The sequence below is a fragment of the Leucobacter exalbidus genome (assembly GCF_017834145.1).
GTDB lineage: Bacteria > Actinomycetota > Actinomycetes > Actinomycetales > Microbacteriaceae > Leucobacter > Leucobacter exalbidus.
This window is the reverse complement of the sequence record NZ_JAFIDA010000001.1, coordinates 799557-823955: the sequence shown is the minus strand read 5'-3', so window position 1 is coordinate 823955 and position 24399 is coordinate 799557. Positions and strand designations below refer to the sequence as shown.

Genomic DNA, 24399 nt, shown 5'->3' with positions numbered 1-24399 from the left:
CGGATACCCTTTAACTAGGGATCCGGCGCCACCGTCGTTTCACCACCCACTATTTTCGCTCGCATTGCAAGGAGCCCCTCGTGCCGCTGCGCCAGTTCACCTCAGAGTCCGTCACTGAAGGGCATCCTGACAAGATTTGCGATCGCATTTCTGATTCCATTCTTGACGCGATGCTCGAGCAAGACCCCGGCGCGCGCGTCGCTGTCGAGACGCTCGTCACCACCGGCCTCGTCCACGTGGCCGGCGAGGTATCGACGTCTGGCTACGTCGAGATCCCCCAGATCGTGCGCGAGGCCGTGCGCGATATCGGGTACACCAGCTCAGAGATGGGCTTTGACGCGGCATCATGCGGTATCTCGGTGTCGATCGGTCAGCAGTCGCCCGATATCGCGGGCGGCGTGGACTCCTCGCTCGAGGTGCGCACCTCTGAAACCGAGGTCGACCCGTTGAGCGCTCAGGGCGCTGGCGACCAGGGCATCATGTTTGGGTACGCGACCGACGAAACCCCCGAGCTACACCCGCTGCCCAGCTGGATCGCACACCGCCTCGCCGAGCGCCTCACCGAGGTGCGCAAGGCCGGCATCGTGCCCGAGCTGCGCCCCGACGGCAAGACGCAGGTCACCATCGGCTACGACGGCGACCGTGCCGCGAGCATCGAAGCGGTGGTCGTGTCGACCCAGCACCACGCCAGCATCTCGCAGCCCGCGCTGCGTGAAGTGATTGAGCGCGAGGTGATTCGCCCCGTACTGGGCCGCGTCGACTTGAAGAGCGATCACGCAGAGTTTTTCATCAACCCCGCTGGCCCCTTTGTGGTCGGTGGCCCCATGGGCGATGCCGGGTTGACCGGCCGCAAGATCATCATTGACACCTACGGTGGATCAAGCCGTCACGGTGGCGGCGCGTTCAGCGGCAAGGATCCGTCGAAGGTAGACCGCTCGGCCGCCTACGCCATGCGCTGGGTTGCAAAGCACGTCGTGCGTGCAGGGCTTGCGAAGCGCGCAGAACTGCAGGTCGCATACGCGATCGGCCGCGCCCACCCCGTGGGGCTCTACGTCGAAACCTTTGGCACCGAAACTGTGCCGCGCGAGCGCATCGAGGCCGCCGTGCGCGAGGTCTTCGACCTGCGCCCGCTCGCGATCATTCGCGACCTCGCACTGCTGCGCCCGATTTACGCCGCCACGAGTGCCTACGGTCACTTCGGTCGCGAACTGCCCGATTTCACCTGGGAAGCGACCCCGCGCGTAGCTGAGCTGCGCGCTGCTGCTGGCGTCTAAGGACACCCGTGAGCGCAGGGATTGAGGAGGCCGAGCGGCCAGGAACACGCCTGGTCGCTCGTGTGCTGCTCGACTCAGCGCTGCCTCAGCTCGACCACCTGTTTGATTACGCGATTCCACTCGAGCTGCAAGACAGCCTGCGGGTGGGGCATCGCGTGCGGGTGCCGTTTCGCTCGAAAGACCGTAAAAGCTTCGGCTACGTCATCGAATTCGTCGACCGCAGCGAATTCGGCGGGGAGCTGTCGCCCATCGCCGACGTCGTGTCACCGGTGCCGCTACTCACCCCCGAGGTGTGGCGGCTCGCCCGCGCGGTCGCCGACCGTGCGGGCGGCTCTGCCGGCGATATTTTACGCCTGGGCATTCCCCAACGCATGGTGCGGGTGGAAAAACAGCACCTCGCGCTCGGCGCTGCGGATACTACGGCAACGGCTGAAGCAGCCGAGGCATCCGAGCCCACCGACGCTTCCGAAGCCGCTGCATCGGCCGCGGCGGCCACCCCGGTGGTCTCCTCGGTCGTGTTTAGTACCGTGGCTGACGGCTCGACCGACATTGCGGCCGAACTCATCGAGGGCGCACGCCTCGCACTGACCGCTTCACACGGCCCCGAGCGCCTGCACACCGGCGAATGGGTGGGTGGCTGGGCAGCGCAAATGGCGCGCATTGCCATCGGCGTATTTGTGCAGGGACGCAGCGCGATCTGCGTGGTGCCCGACTACCGCGACCTTGACCAACTGCGAGACGCGCTGGCCGCGCTGGGCCACGAGGCCGTGGTGCGTGTTGACTCGCGGCAATCGAATGGCGAACGATACTCAGGTTTCTTGCGCGCGCTCGACCATGAGCCACGGATCATCATCGGTAACCGCTCGGCGGTGTACGCCCCGGCGTACGCGCTGGGCGCGATTTTGATGTGGGATGACGGCGACCCGGTGCTGGCCGAACCCCTCGCCCCCTATGTACACTCGCGCGACGCCGCGCTCGTGCGGGCTGAGCAGGCGGGCGCGGGGCTGTTCTTTGCCGCGCACTCACGCAGCGCAGAGGTGCAGCGGCTCACCGATATTGGATATGTGCGGGCGCAACAAAACCCGCCCAGGCGCACCCGCGTGCTGCACGCCGACGCGGCGATGACCCCCGATGTGTTTGCCGGCCGGGTGCCCGAGATTGCGGCGCGCACCATTCGTGAGGCGCTCACGCAGGGGCCGGTGCTCGTGCAGGTGGCCACTCCCGGCTACGCGCCAATCTCGGTCTGCCATGACTGCGGTGAGCTCGCGCGGTGTAACGCGTGCGCCGGCCCCATCGGGTTTCGTTCGGCGCAGCGCGCGGCCTGCCGGTGGTGCGGCATCAACGCGGCCACCTGGCACTGCACCGTCTGCGACGGCCGTCACCTTGCCGAACGCGGTATGGGCTCTGAACGCACCGTCGAACAGTTTGAACGCCAGTTCGCGGGCACCCGCGTGCTGCTCAGCGACGGCGAACACGCGCGCGAACGGGTCGACGCCCGCCCGGCCCTCGTCGTCGCGACCCGCGGCGCCGAGCCCCTCGCTGCGGGCGGGTACCGCGCCGTGGTGCTGCTGGACGCCGAGCGGTTGCTGTCACGGGAGTCGCTGCGCTCTGCCGAAGACTGCATGCGGTGGTGGGAAAACGCGGCCGCCCTCGCCGCGCCAGACGGCCACTGCCTGATTGCATCGGGTGGAGGGCCCGCCGTGCGCGCCTTTGTGACGGGCCGCACCGAAGAGTGGCTGCACAGCGAACTGCGCGACCGGCACGAACTGCGCTACCCGCCCGCGGTGCGGGTGGCGAGCGTGACGGGTGGTCCACACGAAGTGAACCGTGCCCTCGACACCCTCGACGGGCTTCCCGGAGTCGACCACTTGGGTCCCACCCTCATGCCCGCAGGGGGCGCGGCGAAGACCCCGGCGGGCCTGGTGCGCGCGATCGTGCGCTTTGACTACGGGCGCGGGGGAGATGTGGCCTCGCGACTGCGCGGCGCGCTGGTGGCTGATGCCGCCGGGGCGACCTCGCGCACCAAGGCACGCGCGCCCGGCCGGGCCCGGCCCGAGGCGCTCAGGCTCAGATTCGACGACCGCGGAGTCTTCGAGGGCTGACCTGCCGACCCGGATCGCGGGGGAGGTGTCGCGATCCGGATCTTAGAAATTAGGCCGCGGGGGCCTGGCTGCGCAACAACTCAGCCACGAAATCGACGTCTTTATCGCCGCGACCCGACAGGTTCGCGATGATGATCGCATCAGGCGCGAGCGTCGGGGCCACCTTGATGACCTGCGCGATCGCGTGCGACGACTCGAGCGCAGGAATGATGCCCTCGACGCGCGAGAGCAGCTGGAACGCAGCGAGCGTTTCGGCGTCAGACACCGACACGTATTCGGCGCGGCCGATGCTCTCGAGGTGCGCGTGCTGCGGGCCCACTCCGGGGTAATCCAGGCCCGAAGCGATCGAGTGCACCGCATTCGGCTCGCCGTCGGCGTTCTGCAGCACCTTGGTCAGCATGCCGTGCAGCGCGCCCGGGGTGCCCAGCGTCATTGTCGCCGCGTGGCGATCGCCCTCGAGGCCCTCGCCGCCGGGCTCCACGCCCATGATGCGCACCGAATCATCGTTGAGGAACGCATCGAAGAGGCCCATAGCGTTCGACCCGCCGCCCACCGACGCGATCAGCAGATCGGGCAGGCGCCCCTCATTCTCGAGCACCTGGGCGCGCGCCTCGCGGCCCACCACTGACTGGAAATCACGCACCATCGTCGGGAACGGGTGGGGCCCAACGACTGAACCAATGGCGAAGAAGTACTCGTCGGGGGCTGCGGCATAGACACCGAATGCCGAATCGACGGCCTCCTTGAGTGAGCGCCCGCCCTCTTCGACGGACACGACCTTTGCGCCCAAGAGCTCCATGCGCACCACATTGGGGTGCTGCTTCGCGACATCGATGGCGCCCATGTGAATCTCGCACTCGAGCCCCACGAGCGCGGCGGCGGTCGCCAGAGCCACGCCGTGCTGACCTGCTCCGGTCTCAGCGATCAGCTTGCGCTTGCCCATGCGCTTTGCGAGCAGCGCCTCGCCCAGGCAGTGATTGATCTTGTGCGCGCCCGTGTGGTTCAGGTCTTCGCGCTTCAGGTAGATGCGCGCGCCGCCCAGCTGGCGGGTGAGGTTTTCAGCAAAGTAGAGCAGCGACGGGCGCCCCACATACTTCGACAGCAGTGCCTGTAGCTCCTCTTGGAACTGGGGGTCGGCTGATGCCTCGGCATACGCCACGGCCACCTCGGCCATGGGCCCCGCGAGGTGGGGCGGCAGCACCGCGCCACCAAACTCGCCGAAGAAGCCCTCGGCGTTGGCACGATACAGCGAGCCTGCGTCGGTGGACGAGTCAGAGTGTGAATCAGATTGTTCCATTGGGGGATCCTTTGCTTCATTGCGCCACCCGAGACGAAAAAACACCGCCTATCAGGAGGCGGTGTCGAAAATGCAGCTGAGCGTCGAGACCGTCCTTAGACGGTCCACCAAAGGCTTACAGAGTGCATGTGACTGAGTCTAGCAGCAGGGAAAGCCGCTCGGCACTGAGAGAATAGACGCATGCGGATAATTTTTGCCGGAACTCCAGAGTTCGCCGTGCCCAGCCTGCGCGCGCTCGTCGCGCGTGGCCATGAGGTCGCTGGCGTCATCACACGCGAAGACGCTCCCCTCGGGCGCAAACGCGTGCTCACCCCCTCACCCGTCGCTGATGCGGCCGCCGAACTCGGGCTCCCCGTGCTGAAGGCGAACAAGCTTGACGATGCTGCGCTCGCTTGGGCGCGTGACCTGCAGGCCGATCTCGGCGTGATCGTGGCCTACGGCGGGCTCGTGCGCGAACCGCTGTTGAGCGAACCCACGCACGGGTGGATCAACCTGCACTTCTCAGACCTGCCCAGGTGGCGCGGCGCGGCGCCCGTGCAGCGCGCGCTCGCTGCGGGGGAGCAGACGCTGTCGGTGACGGCGTTTCGGCTCGTGGCCGCGCTGGATGCTGGCGATGTGCTCAGCCGCGACACCCACGACTTTGCGCCCGGCACCACCGCGGGCGCGGCGCTCACCACGCTGTCTGAATTTGGCACGGGCGCGCTGATGGCCGCGATCGACGCGATCGCCGCTGACCCCGCCGCGGGTGAACCCCAGGTGGGCGAGACCAGCTACGCGCACAAGCTGACGCGCGAGGATGGCAAACTCGACCTCACCACCCCCACCTCAGCGGTGCTCGCGCAGTGGGCTGGCATGACGCCCGAGCCCGGCGCGTACGCGCTGCACGAAGATGCGGCATTGAAACTGCACGAGCTGCGCCCCCTGGCGCAGCCGGCAGACACCGATGATGCAGCTGGTGCGGCGGTCGCGGTCGCTCCCGGCACCGTGACACTCGTGGGCGGCACCGTCGTGCTGCAGCTGTGTGACGGCACACTCGAACTGGTGCGGGTTCAGCCTGCAGGCAAGCCCGCCATGGCGGCGGCAGACTGGCTGCGTGGACGCGGCGGAAACACGGTGATCTCGTGAGCGAATACAACGGACGCAACGCCGAAAACCGTCAGTCGGGTGACCGAGGCGGTGCCAGCCGTGGCGCAGGCAATCGCTCGGGCGGCCCACGCGGTCCCCAGCGCGGCCCGAAGGTATCGCCGGCGCGGCTTGCCGCCTACGACGTGATGCGTGACGTCACCGACCGCGAGGCCTACGCCAACCTGGCACTGCCCGCCCGCATTCGAGAGGCAGGGATCGATCACCGAGACACTGCACTGGTGACTGAGCTCGTGGCCGGATCCTTGCGCATGCGCGGCCGCTACGACCGCATCATCGAGATTGCGTCGGGCCGCGACACCGAACACATCGATGCGCGCACCCTCAACGTGCTGCGTCTCGGGGTGCATCAGCTGCTCGGCATGCGCACCGCGTCGCACGCCGCCGTCAACGAAAGCGTCGAGTTGCAGCGCCTCGTGGCCAGTCCCAACGGCGCCGGCTTCGTGAACGGGGTGCTGCGCGCGATTGGCCGCACCACCCCCGAAGAGTGGGATGAGCGCATCGCCGAGACCGCCAAGTCGAAGGATGATGCGCTTGCTGCGCAGACGTCTCACCCCACGTGGGTGCTGCGTGCGCTGCGTGCCTCTTTGAAGGCCGAGGGGCGCGACGCAGAGCTTGTCGAACTGCTCGAAGCTGACAACGTCGCTCCGCGCGTGAACCTGGCTTTGCTGCCCGGGTTTGATGAAGAGCTGATCGAAGATGTTGAAAGCGGCAGCTTCGAGGCGATCACGTTTGAGGGGCCCTCGCCCATCGGCTTCATGATGCACGGCGGGGATCCGGCGCGTGCGATCGAAGCGGCTCAGGTGCACGAGGGTGCGCTGCGGGTGCAAGATCAGGGGTCACAGCTTGCGGCTCTCGCGCTCACCCGCGCCCGCCCGGTGCAGGCCGGTGAACGCTGGCTCGATTTGTGCTCGGGCCCGGGCGGCAAGAGTGCGCTGCTGGGCGCTGAGGCTCGCCTCGCCGGGGCTACCGTGCGTGCCAATGAAGTGGCGCCCCACCGCGCCGAACTCGTGCGCAACGCGGTTGAAGCGGTGGCCAGCACAGTTAACGTGGTGTCATTTGATGGCCGTGAAGAGGGTGCCTATGACGGTCAGCAGTACGACCGCATTCTCGTCGACGCGCCGTGCTCAGGTCTGGGGGCGCTGCGCCGCAGGCCCGAAGCCCGGTGGCGTAAGACGCCCGGTGATCTGCCCGATCTGACGCAGTTGCAGGGCGAACTGCTGGATGCCGCGGTGGCGCACCTCGCGGTGGGGGGCGTGCTTGCGTACGTCACCTGCTCACCGCACCTGGCCGAAACTCGGGTGAGCGTCGAACGTCTGCTCGGCCGCCACGCCGACCTGAAAGAACTCGATGCTCGTGAGGTGGTGACTAGCATCGCCCGCGGCCCGATCGATCTCGCGGGCGACCAGCTCAGCGTGCAGCTGTGGCCGCACCGCCACGGGACCGATGCCATGTTCATCGCGCTGTTCACGAAGACCGAAGAGTCGGCGAGCTAATACTCGGCGACTAACCCCCAACGCATGAGGCCCGTGGGCCGGCTGAGATGCCGGCCCACGGGCCTCGTGCTGTGCGGGGGAACTTGAGCGCGCCGCCGCTGGAGTATGGACTACTCCCAGGTGACCTTGGGGTCGTCTTCAGCGAAGTCGATCGTGGGCTTCAGCAGCGAACCGACGCCATACAGCGTGCCTGATTCGCGCACGCCATCGTTATCAACCTCGGCCGTGGTGGTCACCGAAACGTAGTCGTACGTCGACAAGATGGTCGGTGAGTCGTAGCTCACCTCGGGCTTGAGGCGCTTGAGCTTGGCCTTGCCCTCGGCATCGATGGTGCGCTTGATCGTCTTTTCGATGACCTTCTCGCCGCCCTCGAGCTCACTCGATACCTCGAGGCCGCACTCGGTTTCAAAGGTCTTCGCTGCGAGGCAGGCTTCCAACGACTCCTTCACGAGCGTGCGGTACGTCTCGACGGTGTCCTCGGTGGGCACCGGTCGCAGACCGTACAGCGACTCGGTGTCATCGCGAAGGGTCAGCAGAATGGGGCCGGGGTTGTCCTCAATTTCGAAGGTGTCGACTCCGAGAGTGAACTCGTAGGCGCCGGGGAAGGCCTTCAGCGATGATGCCGTGCCGACCTTAATGCCGTTGACGGCCGGATCCAAGCCCTCAAAAGTCCGCGCTGAGAAACTGACCAGACCGTCAGAGAGCTCCCACGACTTGACAGCGTTCCAGAGCTTGAAATCACGCTTGATGACCTCGTCGCCCAGCTTGAAGGTGGCAGACACGGTGGCGTCATACTCAGACTGCGCGGTTTTGACCGGATCAACCACGATCTCGGTGATCGGGGCGATCTCGAGCGAAGCCGCGAGAGCTTCGTCGGTGAGCAGCACGTCTGATGACGCGCCGCCAGCGAGGGTGCGCGCGGTGGCGGCGTCGCCCTCGGCGAGGGCGTTGAGGTACTTCTCAACGGTCTCTGAAGCGCTCAGCTGGGGGCTTACCGTGGTGCCGCCGCGGGAGCTGAAGCTCCCCAGGGCGAACACAGACACGATGATCAGCACAATGACCAGGGCCACCGCGCCGCCCACGATGCCGATGATCGCGCCGGTCGACAGTCCCTTCTTGGGCGGGAACGGGCCGCCGGGGCCACCGACACCGGCGGCTGCGTACTGGGGTGCCTGCTGCGCGAACTGCTGCTGCGCCGGATCCTGGCCATACTGCTGCTGGCCGTACTGCTGATCCTGTTGTGCGTACTGCTGAGCGGGGTCTTGACCGTACTGCTGCGCCTGGCCCTGCCCGTACTGCTGCGCGGGATCCTGACCATACTGCGATGCCTGGTTCTGCCCATACTGCTGCGCAGGGTCGTGCGGGTACTGGGGAGCCTGGCCCTGACCGTACTGCTCGGGCTGTACCTGCACCTGCACCTGCTCCTGGGGCACAAACTGCGGGGCCTGATCCTGGCCGTACTGCGGGGCAGGCGGCTGCGGGATGAACTGCTGCGCTGCAGGATACTCCGGGGCAGGGGCCGCAAACGCCTGCGCGCCCTGATCGGGAGCGAACTCGGGCTGCGCGGCCTGCGGCGGCGCCATACCGGTGGGCGGTGCGATGCCAGGAGAGGGCGCCAGGCCCTCGGGAGCTTCAGACGTGGGGGTCGGCTCAGCCGGGGTCGCGGCCGGTGTGGCCAGCGGGTCCGTGGGGTCCTGCTGGCCAGGTTGCGGGGTGGTGGGGTGCTCTGGCGAATCGCTCATGTGCACCAGCCTAAGCTGTGCCAAGGCCAGATGCGCGCCGATGAGTAATTTGCGTGCGAAAGCCGTAGGCTGTCACTGTGAATGAGCAGCGTATAAACCCGAGCATTCTGTCAGCAGATTTTGTCAATCTCGAAGCCGAGCTACAGGCAATTGCCACCGCCGATTATGTACACGTTGATGTGATGGATAACCATTTCGTGCCCAACCTCACGATGGGCCCGCCCATTGTGTCGCGCATCCAAGCGGTATCGCCGGTGCCACTCGACATGCACCTGATGATCTCTGACGCTGATCGGTGGGCTCCGGGCTACGCCGAGATGGGGGCCTTCTCGGTCACCTTCCATGCGGAGGCTGCACAGGATCCGGTGCGACTCGCCCGGCAGCTGCGCGACATGGGAGCCCGTGCCGGCCTGGCCTTGAAGCCCGGCACCGACCCCGAGCCCTACCTCGAGCTGCTCCCCGAATTCGACCAGGTACTGGTGATGACCGTTGAGCCCGGGTTTGGTGGCCAATCATTTATGCCCGACATGATGCCCAAGCTGCGCCGGTTCGCCGAAGCGAAAGCACGCCTGGGTCTTGACGTCTGGCTGCAGGTTGACGGCGGTATTACCGTTGACACCATTGGCATCGCGGCAGAGGCGGGTGCCGACACCTTTGTCGCCGGATCAGCGGTCTACGGCGGTGTGCCCGAGGCGCGTATTGCCGACCTGCGCGTGGCCGCTGCGGCCCACGTGCACGGTGCGGGAGCTGCACACGGTAGGGTAGAAGCGTGAAGACGTTCGAAACGCTGTTTGCAGAGCTGAGCGAGAAGGCGGCTAGCCGCCCCGAGGGTAGCGACACTGTCGCGCGACTCGACGCGGGCGTACACGCGATCGGTAAGAAGATCGTAGAGGAAGCCGCCGAAGTATGGATGGCTGCCGAGCACGAATCTGATGCTGCTTGCGCTGAAGAGATGAGCCAGCTGCTCTACCACATTCAGGTCATGATGCTCGCTAAGGGCTTGACCCTCGAGGACGTTTACTCGCATCTCTAGCGTCAGCGCTTCACGTATGCGCTGACGCCCCCGGCCAATTACCCCAAATCCCTGGCCGGCGTGATGCCGCGTCGGCCATACCGTGAGGAACAAATCTCCATGCTCCGCATCGCCGTCCCAAACAAGGGATCGCTGTCTGAAATTGCTTCTGAGATGCTGACGGAGGCCGGTTACTCCGGTCGTCGCGACAGCCGCAAGCTTGTGCACGCAGACGTTCGCAACGACGTTGAGTTTTTCTACCTGCGTCCCCGCGATATTGCCACCTACGTGGGCTCTGGTGCCCTCGACGTGGGAATCACCGGCCGCGATCTGCTGCTCGATTCACACTCGGGTGCCACCGAGATTTCGGCGCTTGAATTCGCAGACTCCACCTTCCGTTTCGCTTCACCCGCTGACGGTGACGTGAAGGAGCTCGCTGACCTGCACGGCAAGCGCGTGGCCACGAGCTACCCGCAGCTGGTGGACGACTTCTTGCAGGAACGCGGCGTAGTGGCCACGCTCGTCAAGCTAGATGGCGCCGTTGAGTCTGCCGTGCAGCTGGGCGTCGCTGACGCCGTGGCTGATGTGGTGTCGACCGGTGCGACGCTGCGTGCTGCCGGGCTTGAAATCTTTGGCCCCGTGATTCTCGAATCGACCGCGATCTTGATCGGTGGCCCCACCCAGCACCCCGGCGTTGACCGTCTGCTGCGCCGCCTGCGCGGTGTGCTCGTCGCCCGCAAGTACGTCATCCTTGACTACGATTTGCCGCTGGATCGCCTCGACGAGGCCAGCCAGGTGGCCGGTGGCATCGAGTCGCCGACCGTATCGCCGCTGAAGGACCCCAACTGGGTGGCTGTGCGCGTGATGGTCAGCTCAGATGAAGCGAACGAAGTGATGGACAAGCTGTACGACCTCGGCGCGAAGGCTATTCTCGTGACCGCGATCCACGCTGCGCGTCTGTAACGAGGGAGCTCTCGATATGACCATCGCCACCAGAGTGATCCCGTGCCTTGACGTTGCGGCAGGCCGCGTCGTCAAGGGAGTGAATTTCTTGAACCTGCGTGATGCGGGTGACCCCGTCGAGCTCGCCGCGCGGTATGCGCAGCAGGGCGCCGACGAACTGACCTTTCTTGATGTCACCGCGACGGTCGACGACCGCTCAACCACGTACGACGTGGTGAGCCGCACGGCCGAGCAGGTATTCATCCCGCTGACCGTGGGCGGGGGAGTACGCTCAGCTGAAGACGTGGCTCGCCTGCTGGGCGTGGGCGCAGACAAAGTGGGTATCAACAGCGGTGCCATCGCCCGCCCCGATGTGATCGGCGAGATCGCAGACCGGTTCGGGGCACAGGTGGTGGTGCTGTCACTCGATGTGAAGCGCAGCGATCGCATGCCGAGCGGGTTCGTTGTGACCACCCACGGTGGCAAGCGCGAAACCGACCTCGACGCGCTCGTGTGGTGCCGTGAGGCGGTCGAGCGTGGGGCCGGTGAGCTGCTGGTGAACTCGATGGACGCTGACGGCACTCTCGCCGGTTTCGACCTCGAGCTCACGCGGCTCGTGCGCGAAATCGCTCAGGTGCCGGTGATCGCCTCGGGCGGCGCCGGCAAGCTCGAGCACTTTGCCCCCGCCGTTGAGGCTGGCGCAGATGCCGTGCTCGCCGCATCGGTGTTCCACGACGGCACGTTCACGATTGGTCAGGTGAAGCAGGCACTCGCCGAAGCTGGCCACACCGTGCGCCTCACCGATACCGCTGTAGAGGGCACCGCATGAGCGACGTCACCGATATTCCCGCAGAGATCGTCTTCGGTGATAACGGGCTATTGCCCGCCATCATCCAAGACGACGAGAGCCACGATGTACTGATGCTCGCGTGGATGGACCGTGAGGCCGTGCGCCGCACGCTCACCACCGGGCGCGTGACGTTCTGGTCACGCTCGCGGCAGGAATACTGGCGCAAGGGCGATACCTCAGGTCATCGCCAGTACGTGCGCGGCGTCGCGATGGACTGTGACGGTGACACCTTGGTCGTGCGTGTGATTCAGGTGGGTGCGGCGTGCCACACGGGCACTCGCACCTGCTTCACCGATCGCGAGATCGCCGCGGTGATCGGCAACCCTGAGGGCGACGCGCCTCACGCATAGCGCTGCACGCGGTAGGCTGAAACGGTGACTCTGACGACGACGCGTGCGGCCTTCGACGCCGCGCGAGCGACCAACGCTGTGATTCCGGTCTGCCGAGAGGTGTTTGCTGACGCAGACACCCCGGTGAGCATCTACCGAAAGGTCGCTGCTTCGCGGCCCGGAACGTTTTTGCTCGAATCTGCCGAGCAGGGCGGGGTATGGACGCGCTTTAGCTTTGTGGGCGCGGGCAGCTTCGGCGTGCTGGGCGAGCGCGACGGCCAGGCCCACTGGGCTCCCGCTGCCGGGCGCGGGGTCGATGCCGAGCGGCTGCTGCCGGGCGGCGTCGACCAGCTCGCCCCCGTGGCGGCCCTGCACGCCGTCTACGAGCGCTGGCGCACCCCCGAGGTGCCCGGCCTGCCGCCCCTCGCGAGCGGCTTCGTTGGCTACCTCGGGTGGGAGACCGTGCGCCAGTTCGAGCGCCTCGAACATGCCCCCCAGGTCGCTTCGGGGCTGCCCACGCAGTCGCTGAGCTTCGTGTCTGAGTTGGTGGTCATCGACCACCGCGAGGGCAGCGTGGTGCTGCTCGCCAACGTGCTCAACGACGGGGCGTTGGCTGACGGCGCGCAGAGCCCGTCGGCCGATGACCAGTGGGCCGATGCGCAGCAGCGGCTCGATGCGCTGCAGGCGTCGCTGGCCCAGGCGGCGCCGTCGCCGTTGGGTACGCTCGATCGATCGGCGGTGCCGGTTCCGGATCGCCTGACGTCAACGCCCGAATTCATTGAAGCGACGCTGAAGGCCAAGCAGTACATCGTCGACGGTGATATTTTCCAGGTGGTGCCCTCGCAGCGGTTCGACCTGCCGTGCAGCGCTGACCCGCTCGATGTCTATCGGGTGCTGCGCCACTTGAACCCGAGCCCCTACCTGTACCTGTTGCAGCTCGAGGATGCCGCCGGCGTGCCGTTCTCGGTGGTTGGGTCAAGCCCCGAAGCACTGGTGACCGTGCAGACCGATGGCCACGTGATGACGCATCCGATTGCCGGATCGCGGCCGCGCGGGGCCACCACCCCCGAGGATCAGCGCCACGAACGCGAACTGCTGGCCGACGAGAAAGAGCGCGCCGAGCACCTGATGCTCGTCGATCTTTCGCGCAATGATCTGTTGCGCGTGTGCGAACCCGGCAGCGTTGAGGTGACCGAGTTCATGCGCATCGAACGCTTCAGCCACATCATGCACATCGTGTCGACGGTGGAGGGGCGTACACGCCCGGGCGAGAACCCGGTCGACGTGTTTCGTGCCACCTTCCCCGCGGGCACCCTGTCGGGCGCCCCGAAGCCGCGCGCACTGCAGATCATTGACGAACTCGAACCCGTGCAGCGTGGGGTCTACGGCGGAGTCGTGGGCTACTTTGGCCTGGGCGGCGCAGCCGACCTCGCCATCGCGATTCGTACCGCCACCATCAAGGACGGCATCGCGATGGTACAGGCTGGCGCCGGGATCGTCGCCGACTCAGTGCCCGAAAGCGAAGACGCCGAGTGCCAGAGCAAAGCGGCAGCCCCGCTGCGCGCCGTCGCCATCGCGAACTCGCTGATGCCCGCACAGAACCAGACCGACCAGGAGCCTGCTGATGCGCGCTAAGCCACTCACCCTCGGGCTACTCGCGATCGCTGGTGCCGTCGCGCTCGGCGCCGGGTCACAGCCGTGGGTCACCTTTAGTCTCGAGGCCGGATCAACCGAGCAGTCAACGGGCCACGACCTGAACGCCGCGCTGTCACCCATTGCGCTCGCGATCATCGCGGCAGCGCTCGCTCTGACGATTGCCGGCCCGATCTTTCGCCGGGTGCTCGGCGTGCTCATCACCGGGCTGGGGGTGGGCGCCACGGCGCTCGCTTTCGGCGTGGTCGCTGACCCCGCTGCCGCTACCGCCACGCGCGTCACCGAGCTCACGGGCCTGGCCGGGCACGCGGGCATGGACGCGATCGTCGGCGAAGCGCTGACCGTGTGGCCGTGGGTCACGATCGTGGCGGGCGTGATCTCGGCGCTTGCTGGCCTGTTCGTCGTCGTGACGAGCGGGCGCTGGGCTTCGGCCGGCCGCAAGTACGACACCTCGGCAGCACAGCAGCCCACGGGCCCCCGCGACCGCATCTCAGACTGGGAGGCGCTGTCAGCGGGGGAAGACCCGACCGAGGGCACCGATCCGGAGCCCGAAGTCGATTCCACGCCGGGCGACGCCCGCGCGTAACCCGTCGAGTCGCGCCGCAGTGCGGAACGCGATCTCGATTTCGGGTAGGCTTGAAGTATTCGCACCCATTTAGAGGAGATTCATGAGTACCCAGCACGAAGAACCTGGTCACGGCGATTCGCCTGCCGCATGGACGGCAGTCGTGGTGATGCTTGTTGGCGTTGCCGCAGGCACCGTATTCTTCTTCCTGCATAACCCCACCATGGTGTGGGTTTCGGCGGGCATCGTAGCACTTGGTTGGATCCTTGGCGGGATCCTGTCGAAGGTAGGCTACGGGGTCAACGGACCCAAGTTCAGCCCGAAGTCTCACGACTAAGGTGCTCGATCAGTTGCTGGCGGGGTCCCTCGAGGATGCCCGCCAGCGCCGTTCACGGCTGTCGTATAGCGAGCTCGAGAAGCTCGCTCTTTCGCGTACCCCCGCGCTTGATGCGCTTGCGGCGCTCGCCCCCGAGGATCACATGAAGGTGATCGCTGAGGTGAAGCGAGCTAGCCCGTCGCGCGGAGATCTCGCGTCTATCGCCGAGCCCCAGGCGCTCGCGGCCCAGTATGAGGCCGGCGGCGCCAGCGTGGTGAGCGTGCTCACCGAAGAACGCAAGTTCAAGGGATCGCTTGCCGACCTTGAAGCGGTACGCAAGGCAGTCAGCATTCCGGTGCTGCGTAAAGACTTTATTGGCGAGGAATACCAGATCCTTGAGGCCCGCGCAGCGGGTGCCGACCTGGTGCTGCTGATCGTGGCGGCACTGCCCCAGGATCGCCTCGAAACGCTGTACGCGATGATTCGCGAGCTCGGGATGACCCCGCTCGTTGAGACGCACAGCGCAGACGAGGTCGCTCGCGCGGTCGATCTGGGTGCACAGCTCGTGGGCGTCAACGCCCGCAACTTGAGCACCTTTGAACTCGACCGTGAGCTATTTGGCCGCGTTGCCGATCAGATTCCAGCCGGCGTGATTCGCGTCGCTGAGTCGGCGGTATTGGGCGTCGAAGACGTACAGCGATACCGCGAAGCAGGTGCCGATGCAGTACTCGTCGGCGAAGCACTCGTCACCGGCGGAGACCCGATTTCGACGCTGAAGTCTTACTTGAGCGTCTAACCCGAACAGGGAGACCATGACACACACTGAGGCGGGGGCCACGAGCCTCCGGGATGCTCACGGGCCCTTCTTCGGAGAGTTCGGTGGGCGGTATATGCCCGAGTCGCTGATCGCAGCGATCGACGAACTCACCGAAGCATACGAGGCAGCCAAGGTTGACCCCGATTTTCGTGCCGAGCTCACCGAGCTGCTCGAATCGTACGCTGGTCGGCCGTCGCCGATCACCGAGGTGCCCAGGTTTGCTGAGCACGCGGGCGGCGCACGCATCTTCTTGAAGCGCGAAGATCTGAACCACACCGGTTCGCACAAGATCAACAACGTGCTCGGTCAGGCGCTGCTCACGAAGCGCCTGGGCAAGACCCGCGTCATCGCAGAGACCGGCGCCGGCCAGCACGGTGTGGCCACGGCCACCGCAGCGGCCCTGTTCGGCCTCGAGTGCACCATTTACATGGGCGAGGTTGACACCGAGCGTCAGGCCCTCAACGTGGCCCGCATGCGGTTGCTGGGTGCTGAAGTGATTCCCGTGACCGCGGGCTCACGCACCCTCAAGGATGCGATCAACGAGGCATACCGCGACTGGGTGGCCTCGGTTGAGCGCACTAACTACATCTTCGGTACGGCCGCAGGCCCCCACCCGTTCCCCGCCATGGTGCGCGATTTCCAGAAGATCATCTCTGAAGAAGCGCGTGCCCAGCTGATCGCGAAGACGGGCAAGCTGCCCGACGCGGTCGTGGCCTGCGTGGGTGGCGGCTCGAACGCCATCGGCATGTTCGACGCGTTTCTCGATGACGCCGACGTCAAGCTCTACGGTGTCGAAGCCGCGGGCGCTGGTGTTGACACCGAGCAGCACGCCGCTTCAATCGAGCGCGGTCGCCCCGGTATTTTGCACGGTGCGCTGACGTATGTGCTGCAGGACGAAGACGGCCAGACGATCGAGTCACACTCGATTTCTGCCGGCCTCGACTACCCGGGCGTTGGCCCCGAGCACGCCTGGCTCGCCGATATCGGTCGCGCGCAGTATATTCCCGCAACCGACGACGAAGCCATGCAGGCACTGCGGCTGCTGAGCCGCAGCGAGGGCATCATCCCCGCAATCGAGTCGGCGCACGCGCTGGCCGGTGCGCTGCGGATCGGCCGTGAACTGGGTGAAGGCTCAGTGATCGCGGTGAACTTGTCTGGCCGTGGCGATAAAGACATGGGCACGGCAGGTCGCTACTTTGATCTGTTTGACCACGAAGCTGGAGTGGACGAATGAGCACGCACGAATCTTCGGTCTCACGCGCAATCAAGCAGGCAAACGTTGAGCGCAAGGGCGCACTGATTGGCTACCTGCCGGTCGGTTTCCCCGATCTCGGCACGAGCGTTGAAGCCGCCATTGCGCTGGCGCAAAACGGTGCCGACGTCATTGAGCTTGGGGTGCCCTACTCCGATCCGGTGATGGATGGCGCCGTGATTCAGGAAGCGACGAAGACCGCGCTTGCTGACGGCTTCAAGCTGACCCACGTGTTCGAAGCGGTGCGTCGTGTGCGCGAAGCCGTTGACGTGCCCGTGCTCATTATGACCTACTGGAACCCGGTGATGCAGTACGGTGTCGAGCGCTTCGCGCGCGACCTCGCCGCGGCCGGTGGCGCGGGGCTCATCACGCCCGACATCACGCCTGACTCGGCCGCGCAGTGGATCGCGGTCAGCGAGCAGTTCGGCCTCGACCGCGTGTTCTTGGCGGCCCCCAGCTCAACCGATGCGCGCCTGCGTCTCGTTTCTGAAGCCACGACCGGGTTCGTCTACACCGTGTCGACGATGGGCATCACCGGCGAACGAGCCGAACTCGATAAGGCGGCTCGCACGCTGACCGCGCGGCTGCGCGAAGCAGGCGCTCCGCTGGCGTGCGTGGGCATTGGCATCTCGACACCCGAACAGGTGTCAGCCGCCCTTGACTACGCTGACGGCGCGATCGTCGGCACCGCCTTCGTGCGCGCACTGCGCGACGGGGGAGTGCCCGCACTCGCCGAAGTCGTACGCCACATTGCCAGCGGCACGCAGGGTGCGCCCACCGATCCTGCGGTCAGCGCGCGCTAGAATTATCCCTGACCGCCGCTCACGCGGCAATTCCACTTGGACGGCTCTGCCGCCCGCGCGACGAGGGCGGCACCACCGCCAGTGAAAGAGGAGTGAATGATTCTCCCGCTCAGCATCCCCAGCCCAGAAATGCAGTTCTTGCAGATCGGTCCGCTGCGCATTTATTTCTACGCACTCTGCATCATCCTGGGCATTGTGCTCGCGGGGGTGTGGACCGCTCGCCGACTCGGTCAGCGCGGTGGTGAACGCGGCGCAGTGTTTGACTTCCTCGTGTGGTCACTCGTGCTCGGCATCATCGGTGCACGCCTGTACCACGTGGTCACCCACTGGGGCGATTACTTTGGGCCCGGCAAGAACCCGCTCGACGCATTCGCGTTCTGGCAGGGTGGCATCGCCATCTTCGGTGCGCTGCTCGGCGGCGCCATTGGCGTGCTGGTAGCCTCGCGCATCACCGGCATCAAGTTCCTCTCGTTCGCCGACGCCCTCGTGCCCGGCCTGCTGCTCGCACAGGCCGTCGGCCGCCTCGGCAACTGGTTCAATCACGAGCTCTTCGGTGGCCCGACCTCGCTTCCCTGGGGCCTGCAAATCGAGGCTTCGAACCCGGCGTTCCCCATCGGCCTGCCCGCTGACACGCTGTTCCACCCCACCTTCTTGTACGAGATGGTGTGGAACATCCTCGGCATTGTCGTGCTGCTGGCGATCGAGCGTAAGTTCAAGCCGCGCTGGGGCATGTTCCTCGCGATGTACTTCATTTGGTACGGCCTCGGCCGCTCGGTGACCGAGTCACTGCGCGTTGACCCGAGCCTGCTGTTCCTGGGCATCCGCACGAACGTGCTCGCCGCCATCTTGATGGTCGTTTTGGGCATCGTGCTGTACATCGTGCAGCGCAAGCGTCACGTGGGTATTGAGACCACCGTGTACCTGCCCAACCGCATCAACCCGGCAGATATGGCCCTCGTGGCCACGTCAAACGCCGACGAATACTTCCACATCGTTGACCGCGGCACCGCAAGCGATACCAACGATGATGGATCAGAAGACGAGCAGCAGGATCGTACTGCTGCTCACCACCCGATAGCATCCGCTAACAACTAAGGGAGAATACATGCGTCACGCTAAGATCGTAGCCACTTGGGGGCCCGCGGTTTCGAGTTATGACCGCACCCTCGATCTGATTCGCGCTGGTGTGAACGTTGCGCGTTTGAACATGTCACACGGCACCTACAACGTGCACGAGGGCATCTACCGCAACATTCGCCGTGCCGAAGCAGAAGTCGGTCGTCCGATCGCCGTGCTCGCTGACCTTCAGGGTCCGAAGATTCGCCTGGGTAAGTTCGAGGGTGGCCCGTACCAGCTCGAGGTGGGCGACGAGTTCGCCATCACCACGCGCGACATTCTGGGCGACGCCAAGATCTGTGGCACGACCCACAAGGGTCTGCCCGGTGACGTCAGCGTGGGCGACCCGCTGCTCGTCGACGACGGCAAGATCGGTCTGCGCGCGGTGCGCGTCACCGAAGACACCGTGTACACGGTTGTTGAGATCCCCGGCGCAGTGTCGAACAACAAGGGCATCAACCTGCCCGGCGTTGCCGTCAACGTGCCCGCGCTGTCTGACAAGGACGAGCAGGATCTGCGCTGGGCGATTGCCCTCGGCGCCGACTACATTGCGCTCTCGTTTGTGCGTGACGCAGCCGACATCGTGCGCGTACACGAGATCATGGACGAAGAGGGCGTACGCCTTCCCGTGATCGCCAAGATCGAGAAGCCGCAGGCCGTAGAGCACCTCGAAGAGATTGTGACCGCCTTCGACGGCATCATGGTCGCACGTGGTGACCTTGGCGTTGAGCTGCCCCTCGAGCAGGTTCCGCTCGTGCAGATGGAAGCCGTCGCGATGGCTCGTCGCAACGCCAAGCCCGTTATCGTGGCGACGCAGGTCTTCGAATCGATGATCGAGAACCCGCGCCCGACCCGTGCAGAGGCTTCTGACTGCGCTAACGCTGTGCTCAACGGCGCCGACGCAGTCATGCTCTCGGGCGAGACCAGCGTGGGCGCGTTCCCCGTTGAAGCCGTGGCGACGATGGCTCGCATTATCGAGTCGACCGAAGATCACGCACTCGACCGCATCGAGCCGATCGGTGTTGCCCCGCGCACGCAGGGCGGCATTCTGACCCTCGCCGCCGCAGAGGTCGCCGAGTTCATTGGCGCCAAGTACATTTGCGTGTTCACCGAGTCAGGTGACACCGTGCGCCGCATGTCGCGCCTGCGCAAGCCCATTCCGATTCTCGGCTTCACCCCCGACGCTGAAACGCGCCGTCGCATGGAACTCACCTGGGGTGCACGCAGCTACGAAGTGCCCCGCGTTGAGAGCACCGATGAAATGTTCACGCAGGTCGACGAGGTGCTGCTCGCGCACGCCCGTTGCGAGCTGGGCGACAAGGTACTCATCATTGCCGGATCCCCTCCCGGGACCGTGGGCACCACGAACACGCTGCGCATTCACCGCATTGGTGAGGCGACCGGTCAGCTGCCCGAGGCTGGCCCTCGCAAGCACGTGATCGGCCGCAAGCAGGCTGACGCCTAAGCTCACGCGCCAAAAGGCCAGGGCAACACAATCTCACGATTGTGTTGCCCTGGCCTTTTTGTCTGTATGCGCCTGCGCCGGTCTGCGCCGCGGGGGCGAACCGCGGCGGCAATTAGGCCGGGTGGTCTGCGTTATAGCGGTCGAGCACCTCATTGATGGGGGCATCGAGCTGCAGCTTGCCCGCGTCGAGGTAGAGCCCACGGGTGCAAAAGCGCCGCAGGTCGCGCTCATTGTGCGACACCAAGAACAGTGTCTTGCCGTCGGCGAGCAGCTCTTCGATGCGCTGGTAGCAGCGCGCGCGAAACGCCTTATCGCCGACCGCGAGTACCTCATCCACCAGCAGCACCGGCTCATCGAGCTGCGAGATGAGCGAGAACGCCACTCGCACCTTCATGCCACTCGAGAGATGCTTAAACGGGGTGTCGATCACGTCGGCCGCGCCCGCAAAGTTGATGATGTCGTCGAAGCGGCGCGCGATTTCAGCTTTCGGGAGGCCGTGGAGCCCAGCGGTGAGGTGCACGTTATCGCGCACCGTCAGATCGCCTACGAACCCGCCGGTGATCTCGATCAGCGGGGCGACGCCGCCGTTGACGCGCACGCGGCCCTCGTCGGGAAACAGTACCCGCGCAACCAACTTGAGCAGCGTTGATTTGCCCTGACCGTTGCGGCCGACGACGCCAATGGCTTCGCCAGGGTACACGCTGAAACTTACGTCACGCAGCGCCCAAAAATCGCCCGGCCTGCCGCGCCTTGCGCGGCCCCCCAAGAGATCCTTGAAGCTGCGACGTGCGCCACGGTTGCGGCGAAAGCGTACACCGAGGCCTTCGGCGGTGATGATGGGAGACTGCTGCGGCTGAGCCGGGGTGAGAGTCACGCTAGAGCTCCTTGAGGACGCCGCCGATGGTGCGGCGGAAAACGATGATGCCGATACCGAGGGTGACGACGGTGATCGCGGCCGAGCTCAAGACGAGCCCCACATTGAGCTGATCGGGGAAGAACCCCGCGCGGAACAGCGCGAAGATGCCCGAGAGCGGGTTCAGCCAGGCAAGCGGCTGAGCGAACTCAGGCAGGTCGGCGGCGCCGTAGATGATGGGGGAGGCGTAGAACAATACGCGCAGCACGAGCTTCACCGCACGCTCAAGGTCGCGGAAAAATACGACGAGCGGGGCGATAATCAGCCCAACGCCCAAAATGAGGGCGCCCATCATGATGATGGCGACGGGAAACAGCAGCAGGCCTGGGCCGACTGTAGCGCCCGAGCCGATGGCAAAGGCGATCAGCACGGGCAGGCTGAGCAAAAATTCAATGCCCTTCGAGCAGACGATGCGTCCCACCCAGATCCAGTGCGGCAGCGCGACCGAGCGCACGAGTTTCATGTCGCGCAAGAAAGCGCGCGTGCAGTCAGACACGGCCCCGTTCAGCCATACCCACGGCAGCATCGCCGTGAGCAGAAAGACGATGTAGGGCGTTTCGCCCACACCCCTGGTGAATACCTGAGTGAAGATGAACCAATAAATCAGGCTCATCAAGAGCGGGTCAAGGATCGACCAGACGTAGCCCAGCAGCGATGTCGAGTACCGAACTTTGAGGTCTCGCCTGGTGAGGAGCCACAGGGAAGACCACGCGCGCGAGCGAGATCGAGATGAGGCGGCAGGGGTGTTCACGTCTCTATTCTGCCGTGTTACTGAGTACAACGGCGCGCGTGGCACCGGGCGCGCCTGAATTTGGTAGGTTAGAGCTTGTGTCACCACTGAGTTCTTCTGCCGTGCCCGCTCCTAGATCCGAGGAGACCGGGGATCACGTCGAACCCGCGATCTCGACCGCTGAACGACCGCGCGCCCCGCGCACCGGTCGCATTCAGGTACCGGTTCCGTCGGTCGTGCGGGCTCGCGAGCGTGGTCGAATCGCCGCGCAAAATCCCGTCGTGTTGCGCACTGAAGTGCTCACCAAGACCTACGGTTCTCTCGTTGCTGCCAACGAGGTGTCGATGGACGTGCACGCGGGTTCCTTTACCGGCGTGGTCGGCCCCAACGGTGCCGGCAAGACCACCACCCTCTCGATGATCAGCGGATTGCTGCGGCCCACGTCTGGCCGCGTCACCGTGAGTGGTGTCGATGTGTGGCGAGACGGGCCAACGGCGAAGCGCCTGATCGGCACGCTGCCCGACCGGTTGCGCCTGTTCGATCGGCTCACCGGTGCTCAGCTGCTCTACTACTCGGGCGTGCTGCACGGTGTGCCTGAATCCTCGGTGGCGCAGCGCGCTGGCGAGCTTTCTGCCGCATTCGGTTTGGAATCGGCGCTCGGCCGCCTGGTATCTGATTACTCGGCCGGTATGCAGAAGAAGATCGCGCTCGCGTGCTCGATGATTCATGCCCCCGAGGTACTGGTGCTCGACGAGCCGTTCGAAGCAATCGACCCGGTATCGGCGTCAAACGTGACCGACATTCTTGAAAAGTACGTCTCTGGTGGCGGCAGCGTGGTGATGTCGAGCCACAGTCTCGATCTCATTCAGCGTGTCTGCGACCACGTCTCGATCATCGTTGACGGCAGCGTCATTGCGCAGGGCACCGTTGATGCCGTGCGTGACGGGCAGAGCCTGGAAGAACGCTTTGTTCAGCTCACCGGTGGCGGCGAGACACGAAAGGGACTCGAATGGTTGCACGGCTCTTCCGACTCAGAGTAGCGCTGCTGGGCGCTGCCTTCCGAGGGTCGATGTGGCGTGCAGTTCGTACGGGCCTGGGACTGTTGGTGCTGTTCGCGCTGATTGTTGCCGCTGCTGCGGCGCCCTCGTTCTTGGGCGTTTCTGCGACCCAGCGCGCGATGATCGACGTGCTCGCGGGCGCCGTGGTGCTCGCGGCGACCTTCGTCGTCCCGTTTTTCGCGAACCGACGTAATTTGTCGCCCGCCCAGTTTGCGTCATACCCAGCTTCGGCCGGGAGCATTGGGTTTGGGCTCTTCATCACCACGATCTTCAGCTGGCCGTTTCTGATCTTTGCGGCCTGGCTGATCTCGCTCGGAGTGTTCCGTACCGAGTGGCAGGGCGCAGGCTGGGTATTGCCCGCCGCGCTCGTCGTCGCCGCCCTCCTGGGGATCGCGTGCGTGCGGGTGATGGCGGCGCTGTCGCAGCGCATCGCGGGCGTGCGCTACACCGGTGCCCTGCGTACCATTGGTGTGGTGCTGCTGGTGGCCTGTGTGCCGTTCGCAGTGCTTGCCGGCTCAGCAACGCTGACGGCCGCGGGCGAGACCGCCGCTGCTGAAGCGGCGCGCATTGCGGGCTTGACGCCGTTTGGCGCCCCCTTCGCTGCGATTGGGTTCGCCGCGGGCGGCGACACCGATGCCGCGCTGATGCACCTGGGCCTGGCCGTGGGCGCACTGATCGTACTGCTGCTGCTGTGGATTCCGCTCGTGCGCGTCACCCTGTTCCGGGTAGACCGCCCCGCTGATCCGGGCGTCGCTCGTCGCGGCCTCGGCTGGTTCGAACGGTTCTCGGCCCGCCCCGCACAGGTCATCGCCGCGCGCAGCCTGACGTACTGGTCGCGTGACCCGCGCTACCGCGTGGCGCTGTTCGCGATTCCGATCGCGCCGTTGGTGATGATTGTCGCGTTTAGCGTGGCCGGCGCAGATATGCGCAACCTCGCGCTCGTGCCCCTGCCGGTGGTGTTGTTGCTGCTGGCGTGGTCGCAGCACAACGATGTAGCGATGGATTCGACGGCCATTTGGGAGCACGTCGCCAGTGGTATTCGCGGTCGTTCAGACCGTGCCGGGCGCCTCGCGCCCGTGATGATGATTGGTGTGCCGCTCGCGGTCATTGGTTCAAGCCTCACCGTCACGGTCGCTGGTGAGTGGCGCATTCTGCCCGCCGTGCTCGGGCTGAACATTGCCGTGCTGCTGGTGGCCTCAGGCATTACGAGTATCTTCTCGGTCGCGATGCCGTACCCGACCACGCGGCCGGGCGACAGCCCCTTCGTGCAGCCGCAGTGGTCTGGCTCAGGCTCGGGCCTCGCGCAGACGCTGTCGATGCTGGTGTCTCTCGTGCTGGCGGTGCCGCCGGTATGGTTCGCCGTCTTGGCGATTATCGATCTCTCGTTCCTCGAGAACATGTGGGCACTTGCCTTTGGCGTGGGCTACGGCCTCGTCGTGCTGGTGCTGGGCATCTTGATCGGTGGCAAGCTGTTTGAACGCAACGGCCCCGAGCTGATCGCGGTGACACAGGTCTTCGACTAAC

General features: G+C 65.5%; 23 protein-coding genes. 19 read left to right on the top strand and 4 right to left on the bottom strand.

Features of this window, described 5'->3' with window-relative positions:
* Nucleotides 1–80 precede the first annotated feature (80 nt).
* Together metK and JOF28_RS03775 are read left to right on the top strand one after the other, a co-directional pair.
* On the top strand, nt 81–1274 hold the full coding sequence (gene metK, locus JOF28_RS03780) for a methionine adenosyltransferase (RefSeq protein ID WP_209704544.1): 1194 nt from the start codon (nt 81–83) through the stop codon (nt 1272–1274).
* 8 nt (nt 1275–1282) lie between these two features.
* Nucleotides 1283–3376: a primosomal protein N' family DNA-binding protein gene (locus JOF28_RS03775; RefSeq protein WP_209704543.1), complete on the top strand. Its 2094-nt coding sequence runs from the start codon at nt 1283–1285 to the stop codon at nt 3374–3376.
* 49 nt (nt 3377–3425) lie between these two features.
* Here JOF28_RS03775 and trpB (JOF28_RS03770) read toward each other — a convergent pair whose 3' ends face one another.
* Nucleotides 3426–4673, bottom strand: a complete 1248-nt coding sequence (gene trpB, locus JOF28_RS03770) for a tryptophan synthase subunit beta (protein WP_209704542.1) — start codon at nt 4671–4673, stop codon at nt 3426–3428.
* A gap of 180 nt (nt 4674–4853) precedes the next feature.
* On the opposite strand from trpB (JOF28_RS03770), the gene JOF28_RS03765 reads away from it, so the two are divergent.
* Nucleotides 4854–5798, top strand: coding sequence for a methionyl-tRNA formyltransferase (locus JOF28_RS03765; RefSeq protein WP_209704541.1), 945 nt, complete (start codon nt 4854–4856; stop codon nt 5796–5798).
* Nucleotides 5795–7312 carry an RsmB/NOP family class I SAM-dependent RNA methyltransferase gene (locus tag JOF28_RS03760; protein WP_209704540.1) on the top strand — a complete coding sequence of 506 codons (1518 nt, stop codon included), beginning with the start codon at nt 5795–5797 and terminating at the stop codon, nt 7310–7312. The genes JOF28_RS03765 and JOF28_RS03760 overlap by 4 nt, the downstream gene beginning before the upstream one ends.
* A gap of 110 nt (nt 7313–7422) precedes the next feature.
* Here JOF28_RS03760 and JOF28_RS03755 read toward each other — a convergent pair whose 3' ends face one another.
* A complete protein-coding gene (locus tag JOF28_RS03755) occupies nt 7423–9054 on the bottom strand; it encodes a hypothetical protein (protein ID WP_209704539.1) in 1632 nt (543 codons plus the stop codon).
* 77 nt (nt 9055–9131) lie between these two features.
* Here JOF28_RS03755 and rpe point away from each other — a divergent pair, with 77 nt between their 5' ends.
* From rpe to pyk, 13 genes are all read left to right on the top strand, one after another.
* Complete coding sequence (gene rpe, locus JOF28_RS03750; RefSeq protein WP_209704538.1) at nt 9132–9827, top strand: ribulose-phosphate 3-epimerase; 696 nt, start codon at nt 9132–9134, stop codon at nt 9825–9827.
* Nucleotides 9824–10087 carry a phosphoribosyl-ATP diphosphatase gene (locus JOF28_RS03745; protein WP_209704537.1) on the top strand — a complete coding sequence of 88 codons (264 nt, stop codon included), beginning with the start codon at nt 9824–9826 and terminating at the stop codon, nt 10085–10087. Before rpe ends, JOF28_RS03745 begins: the two co-directional genes overlap by 4 nt.
* Nucleotides 10088–10186: 99 nt before the next feature.
* Nucleotides 10187–11029 carry an ATP phosphoribosyltransferase gene (hisG, locus tag JOF28_RS03740; RefSeq protein WP_209704536.1) on the top strand — a complete coding sequence of 281 codons (843 nt, stop codon included), beginning with the start codon at nt 10187–10189 and terminating at the stop codon, nt 11027–11029.
* A gap of 16 nt (nt 11030–11045) precedes the next feature.
* Complete coding sequence (gene hisF, locus JOF28_RS03735) at nt 11046–11837, top strand: imidazole glycerol phosphate synthase subunit HisF (protein ID WP_209704535.1); 792 nt, start codon at nt 11046–11048, stop codon at nt 11835–11837.
* Nucleotides 11834–12208, top strand: coding sequence for a phosphoribosyl-AMP cyclohydrolase (gene hisI, locus JOF28_RS03730; protein ID WP_209704534.1), 375 nt, complete (start codon nt 11834–11836; stop codon nt 12206–12208). Before hisF ends, hisI begins: the two co-directional genes overlap by 4 nt.
* 24 nt (nt 12209–12232) lie before the next feature.
* Nucleotides 12233–13822: an anthranilate synthase component I gene (locus tag JOF28_RS03725; RefSeq protein WP_209704533.1), complete on the top strand. Its 1590-nt coding sequence runs from the start codon at nt 12233–12235 to the stop codon at nt 13820–13822.
* Nucleotides 13812–14426 carry a Trp biosynthesis-associated membrane protein gene (locus JOF28_RS03720; protein WP_209704532.1) on the top strand — a complete coding sequence of 205 codons (615 nt, stop codon included), beginning with the start codon at nt 13812–13814 and terminating at the stop codon, nt 14424–14426. The genes JOF28_RS03725 and JOF28_RS03720 overlap by 11 nt, the downstream gene beginning before the upstream one ends.
* Nucleotides 14427–14508: 82 nt before the next feature.
* On the top strand, nt 14509–14742 hold the full coding sequence (locus JOF28_RS03715; RefSeq protein ID WP_209704531.1) for a DUF6704 family protein: 234 nt from the start codon (nt 14509–14511) through the stop codon (nt 14740–14742).
* Nucleotide 14743: 1 nt separating this feature from the next.
* Nucleotides 14744–15517 carry an indole-3-glycerol phosphate synthase TrpC gene (gene trpC / locus JOF28_RS03710; RefSeq protein WP_209704530.1) on the top strand — a complete coding sequence of 258 codons (774 nt, stop codon included), beginning with the start codon at nt 14744–14746 and terminating at the stop codon, nt 15515–15517.
* Nucleotides 15518–15533: 16 nt separating this feature from the next.
* Nucleotides 15534–16772, top strand: coding sequence for a tryptophan synthase subunit beta (gene trpB / locus JOF28_RS03705; protein ID WP_209704529.1), 1239 nt, complete (start codon nt 15534–15536; stop codon nt 16770–16772).
* Nucleotides 16769–17593: a tryptophan synthase subunit alpha gene (gene trpA, locus JOF28_RS03700; protein ID WP_209704528.1), complete on the top strand. Its 825-nt coding sequence runs from the start codon at nt 16769–16771 to the stop codon at nt 17591–17593. Before trpB (JOF28_RS03705) ends, trpA begins: the two co-directional genes overlap by 4 nt.
* A 96-nt stretch (nt 17594–17689) precedes the next feature.
* Entirely contained in the window at nt 17690–18688 is a 999-nt protein-coding gene (gene lgt / locus JOF28_RS03695) for a prolipoprotein diacylglyceryl transferase (RefSeq protein ID WP_209704527.1), read from the top strand.
* A gap of 10 nt (nt 18689–18698) precedes the next feature.
* A complete protein-coding gene (gene pyk / locus JOF28_RS03690; protein WP_209704526.1) occupies nt 18699–20174 on the top strand; it encodes a pyruvate kinase in 1476 nt (491 codons plus the stop codon).
* Between the two features lie 112 nt (nt 20175–20286).
* Here the strand turns inward: pyk and JOF28_RS03685 are convergent, their stop codons facing one another.
* Together JOF28_RS03685 and JOF28_RS03680 are read right to left on the bottom strand one after the other, a co-directional pair.
* On the bottom strand, nt 20287–21048 hold the full coding sequence (locus JOF28_RS03685) for an ABC transporter ATP-binding protein (protein ID WP_209704525.1): 762 nt from the start codon (nt 21046–21048) through the stop codon (nt 20287–20289).
* A 1-nt stretch (nt 21049) separates the two neighbouring features.
* Complete coding sequence (locus tag JOF28_RS03680; protein ID WP_209704524.1) at nt 21050–21838, bottom strand: ABC transporter permease; 789 nt, start codon at nt 21836–21838, stop codon at nt 21050–21052.
* Between JOF28_RS03680 and JOF28_RS03675 the strand changes: the two genes are divergently transcribed.
* Both JOF28_RS03675 and JOF28_RS03670 read left to right on the top strand, forming a co-directional pair.
* Nucleotides 21817–22857 (top strand): ABC transporter ATP-binding protein, encoded by a 1041-nt coding sequence (locus JOF28_RS03675; protein WP_425342472.1) that lies wholly within the window; start codon nt 21817–21819, stop codon nt 22855–22857. The two genes, JOF28_RS03680 and JOF28_RS03675, sit on opposite strands and share 22 nt — an antisense overlap.
* Nucleotides 22827–24398, top strand: coding sequence for a hypothetical protein (locus JOF28_RS03670; RefSeq protein ID WP_209704522.1), 1572 nt, complete (start codon nt 22827–22829; stop codon nt 24396–24398). The genes JOF28_RS03675 and JOF28_RS03670 overlap by 31 nt, the downstream gene beginning before the upstream one ends.
* The last annotated feature ends 1 nt before the right edge of the window (nt 24399 follow it).